Below are 23,937 nucleotides of genomic sequence, written 5' to 3'. Positions count from 1 at the left end.
GCCAAGCGGTCAGCGACGCGCGAGACCGCTGTCGGAGACACTCGGCGTGGCGCGGCAGGCGGCGGCAGTTGCCGGCGTGTCGCGCCTCGCCGACGTATCCGGGCTCGTGCCCTTGGGCATTCCAGTTTACCAGGCAGTGCGGCCGATGGCGCGATTGCTGTCGGTCTCGCAAGGCAAGGGCCTATCGCGCATGGCAGCGATGGTCTCGGCGCTGCTCGAAGCAGTCGAGATCGATACAGCGGAGCGACTGGGCGCGCCGCCAGCAACCGCGGCCCTCGACGCGCTCGACGATGCGACGATCGACCTATGGTCGTCGGCGCCGCGAAGGGCCTACGGCACCCGGCTGGATCCGAGCCTCCCGCGCGCCTGGCTCGAGGGTCGCGACCTTCTCAGTGACCGACGCGCCTTGCTGCCTTGGGACCTGCTGTCCCTGGACATTTGCCGTCCGATATTGCCGGATATTCGGCCCGCCTCGGTCGGATTGGCGACCGGCAATAATATCATCGAGGCAACGGTCGGCGCGGTCGGCGAATTGGTCGAACACGACCTTCATGCCGCCCTGCGCCATCTCGCGCCGCGAGAAATGCGCGCGTGCCAGCTCGATCTCGCGAGCGTCGACGACCCTATATGTGCGGCCTTGCTGCGGCGGATTGTATCGCGCCGTTTTTCACTCAGGATATGGAGTATGGGGCAGGACGCGAACATCGCCGCGTTTCGCTGTACGATCTCCGAAGCTTTACCAACTGGGGCATGCTTACCGCCGACCGCCGGCACCGGTTGCCACCCCGACCGCACTATTGCGCTGATCCGCGCCGTGCTTGAGGCCGTCCAGTCGCGGGTCACTATGGTTGCAGGCTCGCGCGAAGACCTCACGATTGCGCATTACCTCAACGGTCCGGAAAAATCACTCCAGCTTGTTTTCGGCACGTTGGCGTTCGGACCCGGGCCACTAGCATGGTCGGATATCCCGCATCGCGCAACGGGCGGGGCAGCTGAAGACCTTGACCATTTGCTGGCGGTCGCCGCTTCGCGTTCGACGCTTCCCCTTGTGCTCTACACGCATACGCCGCCGCATCCCGACCTTGTCATTGTTCACGCGCTCGCCCCGGGGCTCGAGGACCTCGAACGGCAGGCATCGGACGGAGTTTCCGAGACGTTGCAGCGCGGTCGGCGTCCGGCACGTGTTCGGATACGCTCGCATCGGCCCTTGTTGTTTATTGGACCGAGCCTGCCGCCCGAAGGGGTGCCCGACACGATTGAGGTCCGGCCGCCGCTGAGTTGCGGCGATATCGCAGCGCTTCTTGTCGATCCGCCGCCGGCGGTCGGCATCGTCGACGGCTGCTTCGAAACCGCGCCGACGGTATGGCACAAGGAAATTCTCGACCTGATCGCGCTCGGAGTGCCGGTTTTGGGCGGCGCCAGCCTTGGCGCGATCCGCGCGGCCGAGCTCGACCGGCATGGTATGATCGGGGTCGGCACGATCTACGCCGCGTATAGAGACAGGATGATCCAGCGTGACGATGCCGTCATGCTGAGCCACGGCCCCGCCGAAATCGGCTATCCGCATCTGACGATCGCGCTCGTCGACGCCGAGGCGGCCCTTCTTGAGCTCGACCTGCCAAGCAAGGAACGGCGGCAACTGCAACGTATTATCCGGACGATGTCGTTCGCCGAGCGAAGCTGGTCGCGTTGCTTCGACGTGTTTCATGCGCGTACCCGACAGCCAGTTTCAATCGATCGAGCGGTGCTGACGACGATACCGTCGTTGAAACAGGCCGATGCACGGCTGCTCATTGCCGAACTAGGCGATGCTCGTCGTCACGCGGCGCGTCCGCGCCCGCCGCTCACCGGGTTGTACGCAGATTTGCTGGCCACGTTGCGCTGAGCATCGCTTCCAGTCCGTTGCGAAGCCGTGCCGCGTGCTCCGCTAGCTTGAACGGTAGCGTATCCCTCGCCCAATCTAGCGCGCCGCTGAGCGTTAATTCACGCTCCGTCTGCCATGCGTCATGAAACAGCGTGGTGAATTCGACGAGCAAGACCTCGCGTTCAGCCTGGTCGAAGGCAGGCAGATATGCCGCATTGGCGAGCCGGGCGGCGAGATACATCAGGCCCCGCTCGCCGCAGACCTCAAAATGCTCCTCGGCGGCTTGCGCATCGCCCTTGAGCATCAACAATACGGCATGGTCGGCGTGGTAATGCGCCGGGGCAGCGGGATTGAGGGCAAAGGCACGCTGCATGTATCGCTCGGCATCTTCGAGCTCCCCTAAGATACAAAGACCGGCGGCGCATTCGTTCATGCTGTCAGCGTGGTTGAGCATCTGCGTGATGGCCTTGCGAAAGCCGCGATCTGCACGAAGCCAGTTCCGGGACCGCAGGTAGCACCATGAGAGGCGCAACAGCAACCGGCCGTCGCTCGGTTCATAGGCGGTGGCGCGGCGCGCCAGATCGAGCGCTCGGGCGCGGAACGCGGCGACATCATGGCCAGCAATCTTCTGCCAAAAATCGGTATTGTACATCCTTGCAAGCCAGATCGTCGCGTGAACGTGGCGCGGATTGCGCTCCACGATCTCTTCGAGCATCGCGGCCGCCGCCTGGATTTCCGGCAGGGTCCTATCGAAGCTCATCAACCGTCGAGCCTTGGCGAAAAGAATGATGTCGTCGGCACCAGCATATGCGGCGAGTTCGGGCATGGACGTGATATCGGACTCGATCGCCGGGAGAATCGAACCGACTGCTTTTGCGACGACGTCATCGATTGCCGTCGATAGATTAGTTTGCTCGACGCTGAGTTGGTCCGACCAGACGATGATGCCGGTTGCGATATTGCCAAGCTGCAGGTTGAGGCGGATCTGCGCGCCGATCAGCCTAATTTTTCCCGTAAGAACATAAGCAGCCAGCGCGTCTGCGACCGTATCTTTCACGCTTGCGACGTCAGCCGCCAAGGCGACGACGCGAATTTCACGATACGGCGCGAGCGCGGTACGGATATCGTCGGTGAGAACCTCGGCGATGTCGCGCGACACCCGGTCGTCGGTGATAGTCTCGATTGGGCTGACCAGAACCGTTGGCAACACAGCACTCGCGGAAGGTGCGGCGACCACGGGGCCGACCGGGGCAGGAGTTCCCATGGTCGACAGCCGCTCGAACATCGTCTGCGTCTCGGTCGACGGGTCGACCCCGAACTCCTTGGTCAATCCGTCACAGAGGCGACGATACCGCCGATGCAGCGACGCGATATCTCCCGCCGCATGATCGGCCGAGAAGCCAAGGCGGGCGATTGCTTCGTTCCAGGGGTCGAGCCGGTCGAGTGATCGGAGGATCTCCTGAATATGTATCGGGGCCGCGCGCCCGATCATGTCGGGCAGCCCTGCGCATACGGCGACGACGACGCGCTCGGGTTGCCGGACGCGTTCGACCGCGAGCCAGTCGTCAAAGGCCATCGATACTTCGGACAGATCGGCGAGAAACGTTTCGCCGACCCCAGCGATATGATGGGCAAGGGCAACCGCATCGCGCTTCTCGGTCGCGGCGAGTATGGCATCGACATCGCTGACGACGAGATTTGCGCCGAAGGCGATTGATTCGCGCGAAACGACGATCGCGTCCGCGATCCGGGGGCTCGCGCGCAACTCGGCAAGCATCTGCCGCAGGCTGCCCCGCGCCTGTTCGGTGCCGCGATCGCTCCACAGCAGATCGGCGGCACGGTCGCGCGATACCAGACGATTGGGAACCACGGCAAGATAGGCGAGGATCGCCTTTGCCTTGCGCCCCCGCAGTCGGACATGATCGGACCCAGCTTCGACCCGGAAATCTCCGAGGAGGCCCAAGTAAAGCATTGGGACAGGCGCATCGTTGGCAAGATGTGACATACTTGAAGCGCCCAGTGTGCCTCGGTCATGTCAAAGGCCCCGCTGAACACTGTGCGTTTCGGGTTTTTTAGGCAAGAGTATTGATCGCCTCTCCGGCGCGCGGTCACCAAGGCGGTCATCCCGAACAATTCACGCCGGCTATAAAGTAGATCCGAACCAAGTTCAGAGATGTCGATACGCTCCATCGGTCGGACGTTGTCGCCTCCTTAACGTCTTGAAATTTCTGTTGTTTTACTTGGTAGTCGTCAAACAAGCGTGAAACGAACGTGTAACAATCGGTTCAATGGAGTTCTGGGTTTCGGTGGGTTGCATTGACGCTCAGAAATCGGGTGCAAAACCATATTAACACGGTGGCGGGATACCGCTGTGGATGATGAGGGGTGAGGCGGCGGGGCGGGGCGTTTCGATTGTTCCCGTCTCCCCACTGGTTTACTTCGCCGGCGCTCGCATGGCGAGCTGGCTGAGGGTGTCCTGCTCGAGCGATGCATTGTTCTGTGCGGCGCTGGCAAGCGCGAGCGCCCGGTGCTGCTCGAACTTGTATGCGGCCGCCCCCGTCGCGCCAGAGGGCGAAATAATCAGGTTCATCGCAATTGTTGTCGATGCCGGGAAGCCCGAAGGCAGCGGCGGCAGCACGCCGGCCCCATGAAGCGTCTTTTCCGCCGCCTTCTGCAGGCCGCGGACGCCACGAACGAACTGGATATCGGTTGCCTTGCCGTCGCTGCCGCGGACAAAACGCATGACAATTGATCCGGCGTCCGGGCCATTAGCATCGGGCGCGACGGCGACCGCGTTCACGCGCGTGTTGACCGTCGCAACCCAATCCGACAATTCGCTCGCCTCGGCCGTTGCGGCGGCGCCGAAGAGAACGGCGGCAATGGTCGCGTTGATAAAGCAGGATTGCATGATAGGCTCCCTGTTCGGTTGGCCGGGAAATCCGGATCCGATACGACAGGGCTATCGTTTCGACGTGAAGCGATCGGGGAACGCAGCGTTAATCGAGCGTCAAATGTGCGCGATGCCATGATTAGCTGCTCGTGTTCGTAGACCCGGTCGGTTGGGCGGAATGATGAGCTTCTTCAGGTAAGCGCCGCTGGTCGGCTCGAACAAGTCGTCGCCGGGCCGCACGCTGCGATCAGGCGCGGCTAGATCGAGGCTGGCTCCCCACTTTCAGAAAGCAGCTCATTGTGATTTGCTGGCACGCGAGCGTGCTCCATAACTGTGTACTTCGCAAATGCCCGATCTTAATCGTTGTAATTATTGCCGCTCCGGATAGCCTCGGCCGCCGTGACCAACATTGCGTCCGTCTCTGGTCCGTTCGACTCGCCAATCAGCGACTCAACAATCCCCGCGCATCGCTCGCGTTCAGCCTTCATCCCTGCAATCGTTGCCGCGAGCTCGGCGGGCCAAGCTTGAGCGACCCTCTCGGAGATCGGCAGCGCACCGATCGCAACCGCTGACTTGCGCCGGGCAACAAGCGCTGCGGCTCTCAACGCCGTCTCATCGTGGTTAGACATGGCAGCTCCTATAGAAATTGCGCCGAAGCGTAGTCGCGCTCCGATGGAATGCATAACGCCGCCCGTCTTTCTCACCCCGTGTTACGACAATGGCCCGGCCCCTCGATGATCTCACCGAGCAATCCAACAAGGACGATCTGCGCATCCAACGTGTCGAGTGCCGTCACGATCTTGTTGTCGCGATTTTGCGCATCCTCACCCTCTTTCATCGGCGCGGCTGGCAGACTGACTGGCATGGGGCGCACCTTGAATTGCGATGGTTGAAGTGTGGATCGAAGCTGCTGACTTTGTCGCCGGTCTCTTATAAGCGCCTCGTTGGCCGGCAGCAGGGGAAGCGCCGCGGACATCTTGCCCTGTTCAAACGGCATGACGCGCGGGGCTGCGGCCACCGCCACCCGCGTGCCGGCCAATGAGTGTAACTGCGCGACCGATATATGTGCGGGAGCGCAAGCGGCTCGTCGATCAGTGAGAAGTTGACGGGTGACGCGGAGCGTTGATCAGCACGGAGCGACGAGCCGGTCTTTGGGGTTCTGATGTCGAGATCTGATTGCTCGATTGTCGTCGCCTTGCGTCGGCAGCCACGGTTAGCGTGATTTGCGCGACGCGTTTGGTCGTTGCGAGCGAACGTCGGCCACTGGCCGGACCATTGCGAGGATCGGTTCACCAACGCGATCGCGCGGGACCGCTCCACCGGTACTCACACCGTCTGACTTTAAGGCGTAGACCTTCGGTGCGCAGGCCGCGGCACCGACCAACGCCGCTAGGATCAAGATTCGGGACATGGCTCACCTTGCTCAGTGTAGCCGCACAACCCTTCCCCGACATCATCATCGAGCAGCGATCGAACCGGCGCAAGGAGTCTTCGACGAATTTCGTTACGGTTTTATGGAGATACGCGTTGCGGCGGACGCCGGGCGTTGGGGGCGTGGCGGAAGCATGCAATTCGACGCCGGATTGTCGAACGATTTCGTCGGTCCATCAAGCCGACGATGCCGTATGGTGAAGCGACGGCGTCGCAATGAACAACGACATCCCACCCTCCCTACACCGTTCGCAGACCCAAATTCTGCAATACGGGTTCATCTATGACTCTACGGAACGTGACGAGCGAACTTGACGCCGAGCGGTCTGAACGACGCGCCCTTCGTTCGCCTACAGTCTGTTACGTTTTCCGCCGATCCGCCTTCACGATCGGAAAGGTTCGCCACGGCGCCGCGTTTGGCCAATCACGCGGCCATATTCGCTCTCGGCATATCCATAGCATGAGCCAGCAAGCTGCTCGAGACCGGCACGATCAATTACAGTGATGCGGCCGCGAAGCCGCTCGATAAGCCCTGCGACCTCGATACCTTGCAACGCCCGCGTAACTCCGGCCCGACGCGTGCCGAGCATCGTCGATATCGAACCATGGGTCAGGCAAATATCATCGCCCGCAAGGCGGTCATGGCACATTAGCAGGTAGCGCGCGATACGCTGTTCGATCAGATGAACTCCAGCTGCCCGGGCTGTGCTGGCTCCCTGCACCATGAAGGTTTGTACATAGCTGAGGAGGAGTGCAGTCAGTGTCTCGCTTGCGCGCATTGCCGAACGAAGATTCGTTCTTGATATGCGAAGCCCGGAGAGGCCCGCGATATTCATGTAAACATGATGCGGCGAGATCTCGGTGCCAAGCACAACGGCGGTTCCCGACATACCTTCGCGACCGAACATGGCGACCTCGCACTTTCTGCCGTCGAGATCTGTTGCAACCACAGATACGATGCCGCCCTCCGGGAAGTAGACCCACGCAATAACACTCCCAGGGGTTTCGAGGTTGAACCGCAACTGCAACGCGATGCGGTGTAGATGCGGCGCGAGAAGAGCGGAGTCTGCGTTAGACATCGCGGCGAGCAATAGGTTGCCGGGAGGGGCTCGAGGAAAATCCATAATTCATGCTTTCTCGGAAATGACGACCGCGCCTGACCTCGAGCGCTACGTGGAGGAACGAAGCCGGACGTAACCCAATTCCGCCTGCTAAGGCTTCAAAACGCTAAATTTGCTTAACACCAGATGAATGTACGGAGTCGTTCATCTATTGAGGCAACGGATTTAATTATTCAGTCTACTAACGAGCCGTGATTCTTGGGGGCGGAAAATGTCAGACAATTATCGATTCATTGAACGTCGGCTATGCTGCGTTTCATCATATTAAGCTGACCGGCGGCTTCTCGCGCGGTTTCAGTCGACGGGTAGCTTGGACCAGCGACTGGGCTCGGGCATTGCTTGCGCGGCCTCGGGGAACCGCAGTAAATCTTTTTTTGCCTATTCCGCTCTACGATCTACTCTCTGCTAGTCGCTGGCGACAGCGCGGCTGGCGCTGGCTCAGTGGCGCACTAGATTCAAAAGCAACGCTGTGTTGAGGACGACGGTCAGACTGGTCGCTGCCCAGGCAGCACACGCCAGCCATCGCGGATTGGCGAAGCGATCCATCCCATCGCGTCGGCCGGTGAACGAGACGAGCGGCACCACCGCAAACGGCAGTTGCAAGCTGAGGATGCCCTGACTGAGGATGACGAGTTCGGCTGCGCCGCGATCACCCTTTGCCGCGACGAGGATCGCCGTTGGGAGAACGGCGAGCCGACGTGTCACCAGCGGCAGGTGAAACAGCAAATGCAGCTTGATGGCGGTGCCAAGCACCTCGGCGAGATCGCAGGCGACGATCGCGATCTCACACAAGACCATAAGCCGATCGAGACAGGTCGCGGGTAGAATGCGCAGCAGGCCTAAGCGAGATCGAGGCGAGCAGCGACGCCGAGGCGTCTTCCGATATCAGTCGCCCAGTTCCCCGGGTCCATAGACCCGACGGCGACGAGGTCACCGGGCCCAATGAAAGCGAAGAACCGCCACCGCCAAGGCGCGTTGCTGGGGACCGAAACGCTACCTTGTGTAAGCGCGGCGAACGCAGAATGTGGGGCTTGCACTGCGTCGGTCTACAAACGAGGCTGACAGCAGCAAGCGGTCGCCAGTGACGCGGCTGGCCAATAAGGGCTCCTGCGCCGGAGCTTCCTATTCATCATCAACGATTTGATCCGCGGTTAGCCTATCCCCCACGCTGTTACCAAGCGCACCGACTTGGGGGCGGGTGCTGCGCCAACCCCATACAATAAAGCGTATGCCGGACATTTCCCGCCCGAAGCCGTCGCTGAGCTAAATGCCAGACGCGCGGATTATACCGACGATCTCCCGCGCCCTGGAGCCGTCCGGCGGTTGGTAGGATCTGGGATCGTTGCGACGAGCGCTGCCAAATCGCGGGATCGTATGTACGTCGATACTGGCCGCGAGGGCGTTGTCCCCTTGTCAGAAGCCGACGTCGCCGAGCCGCGTCGGAACATGTTCGTACAGACAGGAGCGACAGAATAAGTCGTCATCGCGCATGGCTGACGCCCCTCGCATGCAAAACGACCCGACAACGCCTCTCGATGTCACCGTTGTTGACGGCGAGATTGTCATAACCGGTTTTGCCACGGTTGCACCGTCACTAAGTGCCGAGGCCGCACGCACCACGGCTCAGCGGCTGCTTAAAGCAGCGGATAGTCTAAGTGTTAATTAGACTTCTCGCAGCTTTTGCGCCACTCAATTGACATTCAAACTTGGAGATTCAATCCACTTGTCTAGGGAAAAGCAGCTCGCGCGTATCCAAGAGATTGTCCGTGAGCTGATCCCTGGCGCCAGGTGCAGGCTGGCAGAGGGAGAAACGCAGGTTATCTGTTACGGTGGGCCCGATCGCTCTGTTGAGGTGAGATTTGAATTAAATGGCCTCTCGATTGGACTAATACGGCGACAGGCGAAATTTCTGGCGAGCAAGATCGCTCTCGCAGACGCACGTACTCGGCGTCACTAAGCTCACTTGCGGCCGCGATTATCCCCCCGGGCCGCATAGCCATCCAGACTGCCATTATCAGCACTTGACGAATTCACACTTAGACTGTGCACGGCCGCGTCATGTTGCGTGAGGCCGACATATAAGCCTTTACAGGTGAACGATTTGTTGAATAACGGCTGGCGGATCGTGTAAAGTAATGGAGTTGCACGCGTAGCCGTCGCGGTTCAACTTATCGTCGCTCTGTCGAGCGTTATCCTGCACTTGGCGTCAACTTCCGGCGATGCTCGCATCGCAGAGACGGCGGTTGTTATGTTGGTGGGCGCGGCTCCCATGATCGCGGGGGCATTAGGTCACGAGGACCGGAAACCATTGCCGCCGCCACGGCGCTTGATGGCTTGATAGCCGACGATCCAGATTTCGGTCAGCTGAACGCATTCCGGCGGTGGTGCGCGGCGGAGTGGCAGCCGGCGGTAGCCAGCCAGACTGTGAGAACTAAAGCGGGACCTAAGGCAAGCCGTCAAGGGCGACCGCGCGGTGAGGGGTACTGATGGCCACCGCGCGGTCTGGGCCGTGATGCGGGGGGTGCCCACGACTTGCGAGGGTGATAGACGCTACAGACTGTCCTACCAAGGCGACGAGATGGCACGTCCAACCATTCGAGGATCGCCGATGCCAGCTTCTGCCTCTAGCGTTCCGGCCCCTGCGTAATATTCCGCCATCTCAAGATGAAATTTTCCAGAGTCTGGATGGGCTGCTGATTCGGGTCATTCGCGGTGCTGCCGCTCACGTTCGGCTTGAAGGTCACGCGTTATTTTATGCGTCATGTGGTTTAACCGAGCATGAGACGCGGGGAGCGCTACAGCATCTTTCAGGTGACGAATCGCAGGCGGGTGCCATCGGTACGAGATGAAACTTCGCTAATCCCCAACCAACAGCGCGGTGTCGGACGCAGATGCGACCTAAATTCGCCTAGTTTCTGCGACAAACGTGGGCGGCTTGGATGAATCTGCTGCCCTGCTATCGAACGAATCCGAAAGCCGATCGTCTCGCTCGCAGGTGTGGTGAGGAGGCTGACCGAACTAGCGTTGGGAGGCTCACCGCGCGCCATTTGCCAAAATAACACCACAGGTATTACGTTCAGATAATGACTGAAACTGAATTCAGAGCATGCCTTGAGCAAGATCGACGGGAGGGAGCCCAGCTATGCATATTAAGTTTGAAGGGCGTTCTCACCACGATTCGTCGGCTAGAGGGTTCTGAGGTAGTGTGCGACCACGGCGTGAGGATATCGCTTGCCCAGATAGTTCGCGTGGGATCTACCTTCGTTGAGCGCCCCCTTGTGCGAAGCGGTCGGTAGGTAAGCCGCTCAACCAAGCGCATTGTGAAGACGCTCGGTCTCAAGGTGAAGTAGCCCCCTAAATCGCCTGACAGTCCCTCACACTTATGGAAGTGTGATGATTATGCCTGATACTATGACCAGCACGTATGACGATGGCGGCCGGATTGGGCGGACCGACGTTCTCGGCGTCCAACGCCGTAGGCGATGGACGCCCGAGGAGAAGGTGCGGATCGTCGAGGAGACGTACCTCCCCGGGCACTCGGTCTCGCTCATTGCCCGTCGCCACGGCATCGCGGCCAACCAGCTGTTCGCTTGGCGCCGGTTGATGGCGCAGGGGGCGCTGACCGCGGCGGGTGCCGGCGAGGAGGTCGTGCCGGCGTCGCAGTACCGCGCGCTCGAGAGCCAGGTCCGCGAGCTTCAACGCATGCTCGGCAAGAAGACGATGGAGAATGAGGTCCTGCGCGAGGCCGTGACCCGGGCCACAGGCCCAAAAAAACTGCTGTTGCGCTCCAGCTCGTGGCCGGAGGTCGGACAGTGAGCGCCGCAGCTGCTGCCATGGGCATGTCGCGCCCGCACCTCTCCGCGACCCTCCACGCCGGCCCGCGCCGCCGACGTGGACGGCCGCCGCAACCCGACGGCGACCTGGTCGCGGCGATCGGAACGCTGATCGCCGATCTGCCAACCTACGGATATCGCCGCATACACGCCCTGCTGCGTCGACAGGCCGAGGCCTCCGGGCGCGCAGCGCCCAACCCCAAACGCGTCTACCGGGTGATGAAGCTGCACGGCCTGCTCCTCCAGCGCGCCGGGACTCGCAACGAACAACGCCGGCATGACGACCGCGTCGCGGTCGATATCCGCAACACCCGCTGGTGCTCCGACGGGCTCGAGATCGCGTGCGACAACGGCGAGAAGGTCCGCGTCGCCTTCGCCCTCGACTGCTGCGACCGGGAAGCCATGGGCTATGTCGCGACGACCGCCGGGATCAGCGCCGCGGACGTTCGCGACCTCATGACCCTCAGCGTCGAGCACCGGTTCGGCCAGGTCAACACACTGGCAGATCCCATCGAGTGGCTGACCGATAACGGCAGCTGCTACACCGCCCACGACACCCGTCGGTTCGCCCGCGACATCGGCCTCGTTCCCTGCACGACGCCGGTCGAAAGCCCGCAGTCGAACGGCATGGCTGAGGCGTTCGTACGGACCTTGAAACGCGACTACGCCCGCGTGAACCCAAAGCCCGACGCCCGCTCAGTCATCGACCAGCTGCTGGGCTGGTTCAAACACTACAATACGGTTCACCCGCACAGCGCCCTCGGCTATCGTTCCCCCCGCGAGTTCATCGCTCGCTCAACCCAAGAGGACCTGTCAGGCCTTTAGGGGGCAACAACAGGGATGCACCGTCACATTCTCCCAATCACATCGTGAAAACTATCTGAGCCGATTCATTCGGCTCGGATTACGTGTCATTACAGGTTTCGATCTAGTTCATGCGTGGCGGCAACGACACGCGATGCGACAGGCGGACATCATTTGGACGCACACCGAGTCGCAGTTTCTTGGCGTCGCCGCTGTAGTCGGCGATGGACCGCTCATCCTCGGGCAAGCGATTTGGTTGTTCGATCGCTGGGCCGGCTTGAGCTCAATCCGACGGGCATTATTTCGACGGCTCATTCAGCGGTTAACTGTGCTGACAGTTCATTCGGAAGATAATCTCGCAATTGCACGGGCTCTATTCCCCAAGAAACGGGTGGAGCGCATTCCGTTCGGTATTGCTTCGGAGGTCGCGCTCGCCACCAAGGTACGCTCGAACACTCCCATCCGCGTGCTCGCAATCGGCAATGATCGACATCGCGATTGGGCAACTTTGATCGCTGCGGCAAAGACTTGCACCGAAATCGAGATTGCCATTTTTTCGGGCTCGATCAATCGTCGCCTTGCGAACGCGATGCCAAACGTCAAAATCGCCGTTCTGCGAACCAATACGAGCCTACACCAGGAGATGGCGCGAGCTACGCTCGTGTGCGTCCCCTTGAAGGCGAACTACCATGCGAGCGGAATAACGGTCATCGAAGAAGCGGTATTGATGGGTGTGCCGGTCGTCGCGACCGACACTGGCGGTCTTCGCGACTATTTCGGCGACGCGGAAATTCGATACGTGCCAGTCGGCGATGCCGCTGCGCTTTGCTCCGCCGTACGGGCGGTGGCAAGCGACCCTGTCGCAGCAGCCGCGATGGCCGACCGCGCTCAAGCGCACCTCATTTCAAGCGGATTAAATGCGGATAGATACATCCGCCGCCACGTGGAATTGAGCCGCGAGCTTCTCGACGCAGATCAAACCCATAAGGCTTAGCGCGCCACTGCTCGCAATCGTGCAGGAGGCGATGTCGTAAAGTGGTGGCTGAGCCTCATGACGACAGCGGTCTGGGCGCCGCAGTCCTTCTGAGCGCAGTGTCAGTTTCCTTGCGGAAGCGTACGCTTACCAACAATTTGTGATATAAGCCTCGGGGTGGGGATGTGCCGGCTGCCGTAGCCGCCGAGTCGACGATCGAGCTTCCCGCTCCATGGGAACGAATTATGATCGCGCAGTCCTCTGTCGCCAATGATCTTCTCACGCGCCTCGACGTGGTGGCGTACCGCGAAATCATGGTCCGCGCCGTCGAACAACCGCTGGCGCTCGGCGTCAATCTCGCGACTGCGGGGGAGAAGATCGAGTTCTGCTGGTTTCCAACGAGCGGCCTTGTATCGATTATTGCGCTCGATGCCGAGGGCGGCGAAGCCGAGGTTGGGATGATCGGGCGCGAGGGAATCGTGAACCTGCCGGTCGTCCTTGGTGACGATTGCAGCGCGCTCCGCGTCATGGTGCAGGTTGTTGGATCAGCAATCCGCGTCGAGGCCAGCGCTGTTCGCGCGGTGATGGCGCACCACCCTGCAGCGAGGGCGCTGTTCCTCGCCTACGTCCAGGTCTTTACCATTCAGGTGGCGACGTCGGCGATCGCGTATGCGCGCTACTCGATCGACAAACGCCTTGCACGCTGGATCCTGATGTGTGGCGACCGTGTCGGCGACAGCAACATCGGTTTGACCCATGAGGCGCTGTCGATCATGCTCGGCGTCCGCCGCGCAAGCGTCACAGTCGCGGTTAGCAACCTCGCAAAGACCGGCGCGATTATTGCTCGGCGATCGCACATCGCGATCGCCAACCGCCCCCGCCTCCTCCGTCTGTGCGCGAGCGGCTACGGCCTGCCCGAACGTGAATACGTCCGGCTGATCGGCGTTCAAGCCGCCTGATAAGAGCGCGTTGCACCACCCATGCCCGCAGCAAGGCGCGCGCGATCGCCGGAGCGGCGGGGCGAGCCGCCAGCTTTATCTCGCCGGTCGCTCATCGTGGCATTCCGATTATGGGCATCCCGCTGATCGTTGATGGTCATGTCCGACGCCATCCCAAAGCCAACTTTTCACTACCCCGACCGCTTACAGAAAATGGGGCCAATCTTTGTTTGGCAGCTCTCAGACGTTCAGTGCGAAATAGCTGCCAGATGCCAGACTGCAAAGCTGTTCGAGGCAATCGTCAAAAAGCAGCAGGTTCGATCAATGCCACCGTGCGGCTATTTCACATGGTCGGAAATCAGCTTGCTTAGCTCGAACATGCCGACGCGCGCTTTGCCAAAGATTGGCTCGAGCTTGGCATCGGCGTTGATCTGGCGGCGATCAGCGGCATCCTGCAGCTTATGTTCCTTGATATAGACCCACATTAGGCTGACGATTTCGCTGCGCGTAAGCGGATTGTCGCCGACGATAGCAGCCAGCTGTGGCGACGGCATCACCGGCGTGCTCAGTCCCCCACCCTTCGGCAATGCCGCGCCCGTAGTCGCCGCCTTAACCTTCTTGACCCTATTCTTTGCAGTTCCGTCTGCCATACTGGTCTTTCCTCGCTGCTGGGCTTATACAATCTTCGGTCAACGGCGATACTGGTCAAGCTCCGCCCACCTGTCGGTAAGCATGATTCTAGCTTGGAGCCGTCGAGGCGAACGATAACCGTCAGGCAGCAGAGCTGACGGCTGTCTCGGCAGCTCATCACAGCACCGTTAGTCGCCTTCCGGCTCATCAAACATCGCATGATGAGAGCGGGCATCTATTCAATCAGCGATATAGCCGGGAAAGATTGGATCTCGGCCGTACGCACCAGGCTTCTGCATTTTGTTGGTACTCAGGTAGGCAAGCACCCCCTCCCCCTCTGCGGTCGGTTTTGCTCCGTTGAAGGAGCAATATCTCCGTTCTTGCGATGTTGGCTCAGTCCACTATTTCGCATTGGCGGCTTACCGCACCGCAATAACCGACGTCGAGATCGTGGAGCGGTCTGGCCAGCCGCCAGAACATATGCGTAGTACGCGGTGGGTTTTTGACGCGCTTCTCGACATCGAACTATCGCAGATTGCCGAACCAAGCACGCGGTTGAATCTCGTATGGCAGCGGGTCAAGCAGCTTTCACTGAAGAATCAGCTTGTCTCTCAGCAATCTTGAATGGGCGAGCACGAGGTGGAAGTGCCGATCGCGCGCTCGACGCTCAGCAGCTCTGTCGCCGCATTCGCATGCGGTAGCAGCGTCGTCGAACATCGAGATCGCTTCATTCGCGATCAGGTATGATGCCGCACCAACAGCCTCGTCCGCATCAAAGTCCAGGATATCCATGCCCCTCCCCACAACCCAGATCAAGGCTCTTCTCGGCGAGCAAAAGCAACAGTGTATGATCGATCTGCAGATCGCCTGACATGCCATCAAGTCGCGCTGGCGATCGAATCGATGATCTCCAAAACGATAGATGTACGAAGCCACGACGGATTTCTAACGCAGCAGTGCTAGCGCTATCGATCGATATTCAGCCGTGCGCTCGTCAGCGACCGCCGATCAACGCGGGTACATCAAGCAAGCAAACACGCCCGCCGGACAGTCCCATTAACCTCTAAATAACCTTGTCTGCGATTAGGTCATATCCTCAGCAGCCGTTAATATTGCGGGGGACAACATGATGCTTCAGAATCATTTCGACTATCATGTTCAGCACGCCTCGATGCATCTAGGACACATCGACACCACGATGACGTTGGAGGCGCGAAATACGCACCGGGCGCTTTCAAAGTGGCACATGACCACTGCGCTTACTGAAGGCGTCGGTTTCGTTTCAACTTGCGTGCTGAGCGACGGAAGCATTTTCATGCCACGGATCATGTCGGGCTGAATGAATCGGGCATCGTGGACGCCATATCTAACGCGCCAATATAATCTTTCGCAGCTGTCGGGACAGCGAACCGCCCGTGAAGTTCATGACTACACCGTCGTAGCCTTCTTTCCTCAGTTGTCGCTTGATCTCTTCTACGGTTACGCATTTAGAATTGGCCGCTAAGTCGAAAGCCCGTGGTAGCAAAGCCGGCTTGAGGTCAGCCAAGATTATTCTCGCTTGCCGACGCACGCTTCATGAGCCGTCTTACCGCCTCAGGCCGCGTCGGGGTATCCGGGTGTGAAGCGATCCACTTGTCGAGCGCTGCAAGTTGATCAGCGCCTATCCTGACCATCACGGGTGTCCCCTTCCCTGTCGGAACCGGGCCACGTGTCCATGAGACCAGACTTTCTTGCGACGCCATCAGAATTGTGATAGCACAATTGCGGATCGGAAGGAAGTTCGCACCTTTTCGCCAGCCCTGACCGCAACCATTCAAAAAAAACGATCATGGCTGACGTGACACTAAGCTGGCGCTTGCCGCTAACCAAGTGCGATGCCGAGACCTTGCAGCAATGGGCCGACCGGCTGCTGCAGCTCCGAGGTGCCAACCCTGCCGCTTTTTGACTGTCTCGATGGCACCGGCACTGCATTGGGCTACCTGCACGCGCTTTCCCATGCGACCATCGATACCGTCGAGAGCGTGCGCGAGTTCGTCAAAGACGGTGACGGGGGTGAAAAGAGCAACCTCGCGCTTTTTACGGCAGGCAATCAACTTGCTGTGCCTGCAGCTGTCGCAGTGCGGCCTCGCCACGGAAGGCGTTGCCGCTGCCCTTAGCGGGTGGCCTTTTCGAGCCCGTCATCATCTGCCGCGCGGTGCACGGCTACTCCGCGGCACGGCCCGCCCGCCATCACTGCGCTTCCGGCGTCGCCACGGGCATGCGGGACCGCGCGGCCTGGGATCGTGCCATGCTGCCGTTCGCGACTGCCGAGGCGCTGTCGACCGCATACGATCGAGTAAACCTAACCCCGCGTACGATGCGTATCAGGTTGGGGAGGCAAGCTACCCACCACTCACGCTGACGCTCGCTGACTATGAGATCGGTGGCTTATTGAATGCATCGGATATCAAACACTATGCGGCATCGCTGCCCAGCGGCGTGCTCGGCATTCCAGAAGGCTTCTTCCCGAGCTTCAGGCAATCCACGCGGTCAGTGGTGCGCTGAAAGCCCGGCTCACCTCCGATGGAACTTGTGACGAGAGCGAGAGGCATGGCGAAGTCGAGGGGCAGCGCGATACCAGCTGGCTCTGGTCTCTGTGCCGGACTGCGCGCGCCGGCGTGCAAGTTCCGGCTGCTGGGGCGGTTCGATCTGCTCGGCGGCGGTTTCGATAAGGCCGGGCCATAACCCCACTATCATCCGACTTTGCACGGTCCACTGGTCATTGAAACGAGGCCGCCGGTGGTCAGCTAGTCCGCTGGCTCTGATGGGTGTGGGATCAGGGCCAGCGGACGTCGCAGCGTCCACCACTCTCGAAGGCAGTGACGAAGCGCCTTAAGCAAGCTGTGCCATTGTTAACTTGTTGTCAACTTAGCACTACTTTGGCAGAAGCATAATTTTTGGGATTCCCTTGGGTAGTTTTGCGTGATTCATAGGGAGCCAGCTATGGAGGCTGGCGATGGGCGGAGATTGGCGAAGCGACCTTGAGGTTTGGCTGGCGCCGTTTTTGACGGCGCTGGGTCATAAGAAGCGGGCACGGATGTGCCCCGCTTATGTTGCCGGCCTGATCGGCCCTGGAGACCGCAAGAGCGTCCAGCCGATGGCGGCTCGCGCCGATGCCATTGGGTATGACCAGCTTCATCACTTCGTGGCGGCAGGGGTCTGGGACAGTGCTCCGCTCGACGCGGCGCTGCTGACCGAAGCCGACCGGTTGGTCGGCGGCGGCGATGCCTTCCTTGTGATCGACGACACCGCGATGCCGAAGAAGGGGCGCCACTCGGTCGGTGTCGCGCCCCAATATGCGTCCTCGCTCGGCAAGAACGCGAACTGCCAGACGCTCGTGTCGGTGACACTCGCATCGCGCGAGGTGCCAGTGATGGTGGGTCTGCGCCTGTTCCTGCCGGAGAGTTGGACCAGCGATCCCGAGCGCATGACGAAGGCGAAGGTGCCCGCCGACCGGCAGGTCGCCTTGACCAAGCCTGAGATCGCCATCGCCGAGATCGACCGGGTCACGGCCGCGGGCGTGCGCTTCGGCTGTGTGCTGGCGGATGCCGGATATGGCATGAGCGCGCCGTTCCGCCAGGCGCTGAGCGAGCGCGGCCTGTCCTGGGCGGTCGGCATACCCGGCCGGCAGAAGGTCTATCCGGCTGATGTCGCGATGATCTTCCCGATCGCGGGACATGGCCGACCTCGTCAACACCATATCCCAAATGCAAAATCTGTTGCATCCGAGACGTTGCTCGCCGGGCAGCCATGGAAACGGGTCAGTTGGCGACGGGGTACGAAAGGGCGACTGGCCGCGCGCTTCGCCGCACTGCGCGTGCGTGTCGCCGACGGCCCGACCCAGCGTATCCGCGACATGGGCGGCCAGCATCTGCCGGGTGAAGAAGTGTGGCTGGTTGGTGAGCATCGTTCGACCGGCGAGCGCAAATATTACCTCTCGAACCTGCCTGCCGACACCGCGATCAAAACGCTCGCCGGCGCAATCAAGGCGCGGTGGATCTGCGAGCAGGCGCACCAGCAGCTCAAGGAGGAACTCGGCCTCGACCACTTTGAAGGTCGATCGTGGACAGGCCTGCATCGACACGCCTTGATGACGATGATCGCCTACGCCTTCCTGCAGTCTCGCCGCCTCACCGCAGCGGGACGGAAAAAAAAGAGTCTCAGGACCACCCCCTCAACCAAGCATGCCCGCCGTCAGGCAGGCGATCGTCGATCTGTTCGCGAGGGCGCCACCGATGCGATGCCCGCACTGCAATGAACACCTCACCCCACCTGCAAAATCTAATCTGCCAAAGTAGTGTTAGGCTCAGGACTCATTGATCACAGCCAGAAGATGACGGTCGCGGCGAGCGCGATGGCCGAGAAGAAGGCGTGCGCGCAGCGGTCATAGCGGGTGTGGATGCGCCGCCAGTCCTTGAGCCTGCCGAACATGTTCTCGATGCGGTGACGTTGCCGGTAGAGGGTTCGGTCATGCGGGATCGGGGTTTTACGGTTGGCCTTCGATGGGATGCAGGGTGTGATGCCCTTGGCGATCAGGGCGGCGCGGAACCAGTCGGCGTCATAGCCGCGGTCACCGAGCATGGCCCTCGCTTTGGGCAGGGCGTCGAGCATCAGCGCTGCGCCCTTGTAGTCGCTGGTCTGCCCCTCGGTGAGGAGCATGACCAGCGGGCGGCCCTGGCCGTCGCAGACCGCGTGCAGCTTGGAGTTCAGGCCGCCTTTGGTGCGTCCGATACATCGGGGAAGAGCCCCTTTTTGAGGAGGCTCGCGGCGGTTCGGTGTGCCTTCAGGTGGGTCGCATCGATCATCAACTGGTCGGGCTTGCCGCCTTTTGCCGCCAGCGCTGCAAAGATACGGTTGAACACACCCAGCCGGCTCCAGCGGATGAAGCGGTTGTAGATCGTCTTGTGCGGACCGTAGTCCTTGGGCGCATCGCGCCAACGCAGCCCGTTCCTGATCACGAAGATGATCCCGCTGATCACTCGCCGGTCGTCAACGCGCGGCACCCCATGCGACAGGGGAAAGTGCGGCTCGATCCGACGCATCTGTGCCGCCGACAACCAGATCAAATCACTCATCACGACGCCTCCCTGGCGTCGCCATTGAATCAACCGATCACCGTCTCCGCAAGCACTTTAATAGGTCCTGAGCCTAGGTTACTGGCGTTCCTCTTGAGAAATACGCGTCGCCGATCGCGACTTCTCTGTCGGCAAGGCAGGGTAGGTGGTGATGCCACGGTGTTCGAGGCTACGGCGATCATCGAGTATTTCGAGAGTTTCATCTTGGACCGATGAAATTGATACCCACCGATCCCGCTGCGGCGGTCAAGACGCCAATGCTGGTCCGAGCGCCCGAAACATCATCAACGTGATTATGGTGAGTGATGGTGACTCGCTACACCCGGAGAAATACCGCGACGCCTACTGTGTCGAGCGTGCCCGCGCCGATCTCGACAGACTCTATGTCCGGCTCGACGGCGAGCTGGCTGGCAACGACTGGGCTGGCAGGTCCGACTTCAGACTTGCCAATTGCGCCGCCGCTCCTTCACTCGTCTCCGCCGATTGGGCGTATCCGATCGCCGACGAGCATGCCACGCTCAAAGTCTATCGCGCACGTCGATTTCCCGCTCGTCGCTTGCTCGCTGCATCGAAAAGACGACTGTATAGAGCGGATTTACCGCGCGGCCGGCCCGACCGGGATTAGTAACTAACGGTGCCGAAGCGCTGATACGGGGCCGAAAACTGCCTGTCGGCTGTTCGACATGGAACTCGGGATAGCTGCCGTTTCGCGATCGCTGAGTTGTCGAGGCGATCGAATAAACGTGGCAGCATGCCGATCCAACGTAAAGCTACGGCCCAAGACGACCGTTCAGGCTTTCCAACATGCCCAGAAGGCCGCCCCCCGTTGCTCAAGCGCCGCCCTTTCGCTCACTTGGCTTTCGATAAACGGCAGTATATGCGGCAGCACCTGGTTAACCAGAGACGGATCTACGTCGACTTTTTGGGCAACGGCCTCAACCATCGTCTCGATGTTCCCGCCCTGAGCAATATGCTCCAGCGCGCCGCGCGTGATGTTCTGCGTATCTGCCCGACTTGCATCAGCATTGCGTGCCGCAGTGCCGATGCCGCCTGATTGAGAAAATGCCGGAACGATGCTTCCAATATCCAGATCAATGAATCCAATTCACGATTCGGTTTTCTGCGATGCTTGGTTGATAGTCGTCTCAAGAGACCTTATCGCTGATCTCCGATTGCTCCGCTGCGCTTTGACGTTCGAGCTCAGCGTTCAGTTCCGCACCGAGTAGCAGGACGTAGGCGGACAGGTAGAGCCAGAGCAGAAGAATAACAACTGCGCTCAGCGAACCATAAGTCGCTCCGTAGTGACCGAAATTCTTCGCATAGAGACCGAAGCCGAAGGTAACGACGAGAAACCCGAACATAGCTAAAAGCGATCCCGGCGTGACCCACTGCCACCGCGGTTCCCGACGGGCCGGCGCAAACCGATATAACAAAGCGATTGCCGTCACGGCGATAGCGGCGGTAACGGCCCACGAGACGAGCTTGATGAGCATTACCGCCACAGGCGAAAGACCTGCTGCCGAATGACCAAGCGCGGCGAACACCGAACCCGACGCCAGGCCCACCACCGCGACCAGGATTGCTCCAACGGTTACGGCTACGTTGACGAGCGTCGTCCGCACGAAGCTGCGTTCTTCCGGCACTTCGTAGGCGACGTTCAAGGCGGTGACGACAGCGCCGGCACCCTTCATTGCGCCATAGATTGCGAGCAGCAGTGCGATCGCTAGTCCCAGCCCCTTCTTGCCAGTTGCGGTTGTGACGATACCGGTCAGTTGCGCGTCGATCAGCTTGGCGGCGTCCGCCGGCACGTGTTGTACGATCGCCCGCATTTGTGTGGCGACCTCGCCCGGATCGGTGATCAGGCCGTACGTCAGCACTAAGGCACCGAGCGCCGGGATCAGGGTCAGGAAGCCATAGTAGGCAACGCCGGCCGAGATCAGTCCGAGGTTGTCCTTCGCCGACCCCTTGTAGACTTGGATAAGGGTGCGGCCCCAGCCAGTGAGGCGAAGCGCGACTGTCTGATCGGCATTTACCGGCGTCGCAGCAGTGGGCTTGACCATGCTCAAACACCGCCGCTGAGCGATGGCACCGCAGTTGCGCGCGCGGCCGCAAAGCACGCCGTCACCGCAGCACCGAGCGTAGAGGTATAATCGTTAGCCCCTATACTGCGGCGCATTACCGTGTCCTTGAGTATGGTCTCCCCCTCCGGCCACATGCCAACGACGACTTGAAGGCCGGGCATCCGCTGGTGCAGTCGCTCGATGAGATAGCGCAGGTGGGACGGCTCGCCACTAAGCTCGAGATACGAGATGCAGATCATTCTCGCATCGCCGGCGGTGAAGCTGCGAATGGCTTCGCGGGCAACCGCCGCATACGGCACGACGCGGGCACCTATGCCATGCTTGTCGAGCAGCTGTTTCAACATCGCTGCGGCTGCTTCGTCGAGCGGCCCCCGCCCCGCGACGCACAACACTGCGCCTTCCTGGCGCCACGCCGACGGTAGCGTTTCCGCATGCAGGTCTTCGATCCGGAGTGTATCGGCCGCGACGCTGATTGAAGCTTCGGCGGGCGGCGACACGACGGATCGTTCGGGGACCGTGGCGGGGGGCTGACGGTCGGGAAAGCCTTCGAGATCGTCTACCACGGCAATGATCGTCGACTGGATATGAAAGAGCTGGTCGGGCCGAAGATTGCCGCGCTGCGCATCGATCGCCGCGAGCTGCAATCCCTTCAAGGCGACATCATCGTAATAGCTCGACAGCGAACGGTCCTTGAGGAGCCGTTCGGCCTGGTCGCGAACCTCGTCGGCGTCGCCGGCGAGTATCCTTTGGTAGAAGCTTTCAACCGGCGTCAGCGCAGGCTGATCGCCGAGAAGAACGTCAAGGAACTCGAGCCGCCGCACGTGGCGTCCCACGACGACGAGGCACAGCGTCAGCGGCGTCGACAGGATCAGGCCGATCGGCCCCCACAGCCACGACCAGAAGATAGCCGCGACGACAACGGAAAATGGCGACAGGCCGGTGCTCCGCCCATACACCATCGGCTCGATCGCCTGACCGGTCACGCCCTCGACGATAACGTAAAGCGCGAGTGTCCACAGGCTCATCGACCAGCCCGGTTCGACCGCCGCCGCCAACGTTACTGGCAGTACGGCCGCAATCAGCGATCCGACATACGGCACGAAGCGGAGCAGCGCCGAGAGGATGCCCCAGAGGACCGGGTTGGGGACACCGATCACGAGTAGGCCGATGCCGATCACCACACCGAACAGCGCATTGATCGACAACTGAGTCAGAAAATAACGGCGCAGGCGCTGGGCACCGTCGTCGATCGCGACGGTCGTCCCGTGAAGATCATTCGAGCCGGCGAGGCGGATCATTCGGTCGCGCAAATCCTCTCGCTGGAGCAACGCAAAAATTGCGACGATAAATACGACGCCGAACGTCGCCAACGGTGACAGAACCGGCGACAGGTACCGACGAACAAGATCGAGCGGCGTGAAGCCGGTCGTTTCCGTGGGCGCTGCTACGGGCGCCGTCGTGCTGGCTCCCGCCGATGTCGATGTGACTGTTGGCGCAGGTGCCTTGGTTTGCGATCCGATCTTGTCGGTGAGCTCGGACACTCGACCGAGCGTGTAGGCCTTGACGCGGTTGACCTTGGCTTCGACCGTCGCTGCATAGCTCGGCAGGTCGGTGGTCAACTGCGCAATCTGCGTTCCGATCACCGTCCCGATCGCGAGAACCAGGCCGAGCGCCAGCGTTGCCGCGAGCAGAGCAGCCGGAACGCGCCCAAGGTGCAGGCGACGGAGCAGGTTTACAAGCGGCGCGAGAACGAACGCGAGCAAGAGCGCCAGCGTCACCGGCACCAGCACCTCTTTCCCAAAGTAGAGGATCGTGACAGACAGGACGAAGGTGGTCAGCGCCTTTGCAACATCGGGGGACGCAGGCGGCTCAACCGGTGGCAGTGCCGGGACAGGCGATGCAGGTGTTGGCAAGCTCGCCTCTCCACTTCGGTTACTAGAGTAATGCTAACACTATTGTCCGGCTGGTTGCCGCCGGTCGTAAGATCGATGGCCCCATCCGACGCGTAAAATTGTGCTCGCGCACCCGCGACCGCTTGATTTGCGATAAAGATAACGATCGCGGCGATTACGGTGATGAAAAGCCAATAGAGGTCGAAGCCGCTGACCGGCGCGGCGCGCACCAGCAAAACAGGAAACCGTCAGGCCCGCGCCGACGATTTCGAAAACGATATCAAGTAGCAGCCCCTCCCCAGACCTGCTGACGATCTCGCTGTCGATCGAAGCCAAACACCACCCGAGCAGAAACCAGAATGAAAT

General features: G+C 60.7%; 19 protein-coding genes and 1 pseudogene. 7 read left to right on the top strand and 13 right to left on the bottom strand.

The window, feature by feature from the left end; translation table 11 throughout:
* Window positions 1–46: 46 nt before the first annotated feature.
* Complete coding sequence (locus KTC28_RS20945; RefSeq protein ID WP_216711434.1) at window positions 47–1,885, top strand: YcaO-like family protein; 1,839 nt, start codon at window positions 47–49, stop codon at window positions 1,883–1,885.
* Here the strand turns inward: KTC28_RS20945 and KTC28_RS20940 are convergent.
* Window positions 1,845–3,440 carry a BTAD domain-containing putative transcriptional regulator gene (locus tag KTC28_RS20940; RefSeq protein WP_255602649.1) on the bottom strand — a complete coding sequence of 532 codons (1,596 nt, stop codon included), beginning with the start codon at window positions 3,438–3,440 and terminating at the stop codon, window positions 1,845–1,847. The two genes, KTC28_RS20945 and KTC28_RS20940, sit on opposite strands and share 41 nt — an antisense overlap.
* Here KTC28_RS20940 and KTC28_RS23075 point away from each other — a divergent pair.
* A complete protein-coding gene (locus tag KTC28_RS23075; RefSeq protein ID WP_255602657.1) occupies window positions 3,399–3,581 on the top strand; it encodes a hypothetical protein in 183 nt (60 codons plus the stop codon). The genes KTC28_RS20940 and KTC28_RS23075 overlap by 42 nt on opposite strands.
* A gap of 717 nt (window positions 3,582–4,298) precedes the next feature.
* Here KTC28_RS23075 and KTC28_RS20935 read toward each other — a convergent pair.
* The 6 genes and pseudogenes from KTC28_RS20935 to KTC28_RS23065 form a co-directional block, all read right to left on the bottom strand.
* The gene (locus tag KTC28_RS20935; protein WP_223132321.1) at window positions 4,299–4,664 is read right to left on the bottom strand and encodes an energy transducer TonB; all 366 of its coding nucleotides are present in this window, start codon (window positions 4,662–4,664) and stop codon (window positions 4,299–4,301) included.
* A 446-nt stretch (window positions 4,665–5,110) separates the two neighbouring features.
* On the bottom strand, window positions 5,111–5,359 hold the full coding sequence (locus KTC28_RS20930) for a hypothetical protein (RefSeq protein ID WP_216711431.1): 249 nt from the start codon (window positions 5,357–5,359) through the stop codon (window positions 5,111–5,113).
* Window positions 5,360–5,454: 95 nt separating this feature from the next.
* A complete protein-coding gene (locus KTC28_RS20925; protein WP_216711430.1) occupies window positions 5,455–5,772 on the bottom strand; it encodes a hypothetical protein in 318 nt (105 codons plus the stop codon).
* Window positions 5,773–6,568: 796 nt separating this feature from the next.
* The gene (locus tag KTC28_RS20920) at window positions 6,569–7,309 is read right to left on the bottom strand and encodes a Crp/Fnr family transcriptional regulator (protein ID WP_216711429.1); all 741 of its coding nucleotides are present in this window, start codon (window positions 7,307–7,309) and stop codon (window positions 6,569–6,571) included.
* 435 nt (window positions 7,310–7,744) lie between these two features.
* The gene (locus tag KTC28_RS23070) at window positions 7,745–8,011 is read right to left on the bottom strand and encodes a divalent metal cation transporter (protein ID WP_255602648.1); all 267 of its coding nucleotides are present in this window, start codon (window positions 8,009–8,011) and stop codon (window positions 7,745–7,747) included.
* Window positions 8,011–8,343 (bottom strand): annotated as a pseudogene (locus KTC28_RS23065) (divalent metal cation transporter); the annotation flags it as partial. The pseudogene KTC28_RS23065 and the gene KTC28_RS23070, both read right to left, overlap by 1 nt.
* Before the next feature lie 2,374 nt (window positions 8,344–10,717).
* Here KTC28_RS23065 and KTC28_RS20910 point away from each other — a divergent pair.
* The 3 genes from KTC28_RS20910 (at window position 10,718) to KTC28_RS20900 (ending at window position 13,875) form a co-directional block, all read left to right on the top strand.
* A protein-coding gene (locus tag KTC28_RS20910; RefSeq protein ID WP_439650134.1) for an IS3 family transposase occupies window positions 10,718–11,964 on the top strand; the annotation gives its coding sequence in 2 pieces (ribosomal slippage) (window positions 10,718–11,065 and window positions 11,068–11,964; 1,245 coding nt in all).
* A 133-nt stretch (window positions 11,965–12,097) separates the two neighbouring features.
* Complete coding sequence (locus tag KTC28_RS20905; protein WP_216711685.1) at window positions 12,098–12,937, top strand: glycosyltransferase; 840 nt, start codon at window positions 12,098–12,100, stop codon at window positions 12,935–12,937.
* Between the two features lie 224 nt (window positions 12,938–13,161).
* Window positions 13,162–13,875: a Crp/Fnr family transcriptional regulator gene (locus KTC28_RS20900; RefSeq protein ID WP_223132320.1), complete on the top strand. Its 714-nt coding sequence runs from the start codon at window positions 13,162–13,164 to the stop codon at window positions 13,873–13,875.
* Here the strand turns inward: KTC28_RS20900 and KTC28_RS20895 are convergent.
* The 3 genes from KTC28_RS20895 to KTC28_RS20885 all read right to left on the bottom strand — a co-directional run bounded on the left by KTC28_RS20895 (window position 13,863) and on the right by KTC28_RS20885 (window position 15,276).
* Window positions 13,863–14,015, bottom strand: coding sequence for a hypothetical protein (locus tag KTC28_RS20895; protein ID WP_219773782.1), 153 nt, complete (start codon window positions 14,013–14,015; stop codon window positions 13,863–13,865). The genes KTC28_RS20900 and KTC28_RS20895 overlap by 13 nt on opposite strands.
* A 177-nt stretch (window positions 14,016–14,192) precedes the next feature.
* Entirely contained in the window at window positions 14,193–14,504 is a 312-nt protein-coding gene (locus tag KTC28_RS20890; protein ID WP_216711662.1) for an SWIB/MDM2 domain-containing protein, read from the bottom strand.
* A 568-nt stretch (window positions 14,505–15,072) separates the two neighbouring features.
* Window positions 15,073–15,276 carry a hypothetical protein gene (locus tag KTC28_RS20885; RefSeq protein ID WP_216711663.1) on the bottom strand — a complete coding sequence of 68 codons (204 nt, stop codon included), beginning with the start codon at window positions 15,274–15,276 and terminating at the stop codon, window positions 15,073–15,075.
* Window positions 15,277–15,610: 334 nt separating this feature from the next.
* Between KTC28_RS20885 and KTC28_RS20880 the strand changes: the two genes are divergently transcribed.
* Both KTC28_RS20880 and KTC28_RS20875 read left to right on the top strand, forming a co-directional pair.
* A complete protein-coding gene (locus tag KTC28_RS20880) occupies window positions 15,611–15,823 on the top strand; it encodes a hypothetical protein (protein ID WP_216711664.1) in 213 nt (70 codons plus the stop codon).
* Between the two features lie 1,656 nt (window positions 15,824–17,479).
* The gene (locus KTC28_RS20875; protein ID WP_223132319.1) at window positions 17,480–18,781 is read left to right on the top strand and encodes an IS701 family transposase; all 1,302 of its coding nucleotides are present in this window, start codon (window positions 17,480–17,482) and stop codon (window positions 18,779–18,781) included.
* A 62-nt stretch (window positions 18,782–18,843) separates the two neighbouring features.
* On the opposite strand, the gene KTC28_RS20870 is transcribed toward KTC28_RS20875, so the two are convergent.
* From KTC28_RS20870 to KTC28_RS20860, 3 genes are all read right to left on the bottom strand, one after another.
* Window positions 18,844–19,598 (bottom strand): IS5 family transposase gene (locus KTC28_RS20870; RefSeq protein WP_219774167.1). Its coding sequence is split into 2 segments (ribosomal slippage): window positions 18,844–19,265 and window positions 19,265–19,598, totalling 756 coding nucleotides; the frame shifts between segments, so codons are not numbered across the junction.
* 1,145 nt (window positions 19,599–20,743) lie between these two features.
* Window positions 20,744–21,658, bottom strand: coding sequence for a YihY/virulence factor BrkB family protein (locus tag KTC28_RS20865; RefSeq protein ID WP_216711583.1), 915 nt, complete (start codon window positions 21,656–21,658; stop codon window positions 20,744–20,746).
* 2 nt (window positions 21,659–21,660) lie between these two features.
* A complete protein-coding gene (locus KTC28_RS20860) occupies window positions 21,661–23,592 on the bottom strand; it encodes an AI-2E family transporter (RefSeq protein WP_216711582.1) in 1,932 nt (643 codons plus the stop codon).
* Window positions 23,593–23,937 lie beyond the last annotated feature (345 nt).

The organism is Polymorphobacter megasporae (assembly GCF_018982885.2).
Taxonomy (GTDB): Bacteria; Pseudomonadota; Alphaproteobacteria; order Sphingomonadales; family Sphingomonadaceae; genus Polymorphobacter_B; species Polymorphobacter_B megasporae.
The sequence above is the reverse complement of the archived record's forward strand: the minus strand, read 5'-3'. Positions and strand labels throughout refer to the sequence as shown.

What these genes read in the sequence shown, in the direction of transcription:
- KTC28_RS20890 (WP_216711662.1), bottom strand. Translation starts at nt 14,504, where the DNA reads ATGGCAGACGGAACTGCAAAGAATAGGGTCAAGAAGGTTAAGGCGGCG.
- KTC28_RS20940 (WP_255602649.1), bottom strand. Translation starts at nt 3,440, where the DNA reads ATGGCCTTTGACGACTGGCTCGCGGTCGAACGCGTCCGGCAACCCGAG.
- KTC28_RS20905 (WP_216711685.1), top strand. Translation starts at nt 12,098, where the DNA reads ATGCGACAGGCGGACATCATTTGGACGCACACCGAGTCGCAGTTTCTT.
- KTC28_RS20900 (WP_223132320.1), top strand. Translation starts at nt 13,162, where the DNA reads ATGATCGCGCAGTCCTCTGTCGCCAATGATCTTCTCACGCGCCTCGAC.
- KTC28_RS20865 (WP_216711583.1), bottom strand. Translation starts at nt 21,658, where the DNA reads ATGGTCAAGCCCACTGCTGCGACGCCGGTAAATGCCGATCAGACAGTC.
- KTC28_RS20880 (WP_216711664.1), top strand. Translation starts at nt 15,611, where the DNA reads ATGATGCTTCAGAATCATTTCGACTATCATGTTCAGCACGCCTCGATG.
- KTC28_RS20875 (WP_223132319.1), top strand. Translation starts at nt 17,480, where the DNA reads ATGGGCGGAGATTGGCGAAGCGACCTTGAGGTTTGGCTGGCGCCGTTT.
- KTC28_RS20895 (WP_219773782.1), bottom strand. Translation starts at nt 14,015, where the DNA reads ATGACCATCAACGATCAGCGGGATGCCCATAATCGGAATGCCACGATG.
- KTC28_RS20920 (WP_216711429.1), bottom strand. Translation starts at nt 7,309, where the DNA reads ATGGATTTTCCTCGAGCCCCTCCCGGCAACCTATTGCTCGCCGCGATG.
- KTC28_RS20885 (WP_216711663.1), bottom strand. Translation starts at nt 15,276, where the DNA reads ATGGATATCCTGGACTTTGATGCGGACGAGGCTGTTGGTGCGGCATCA.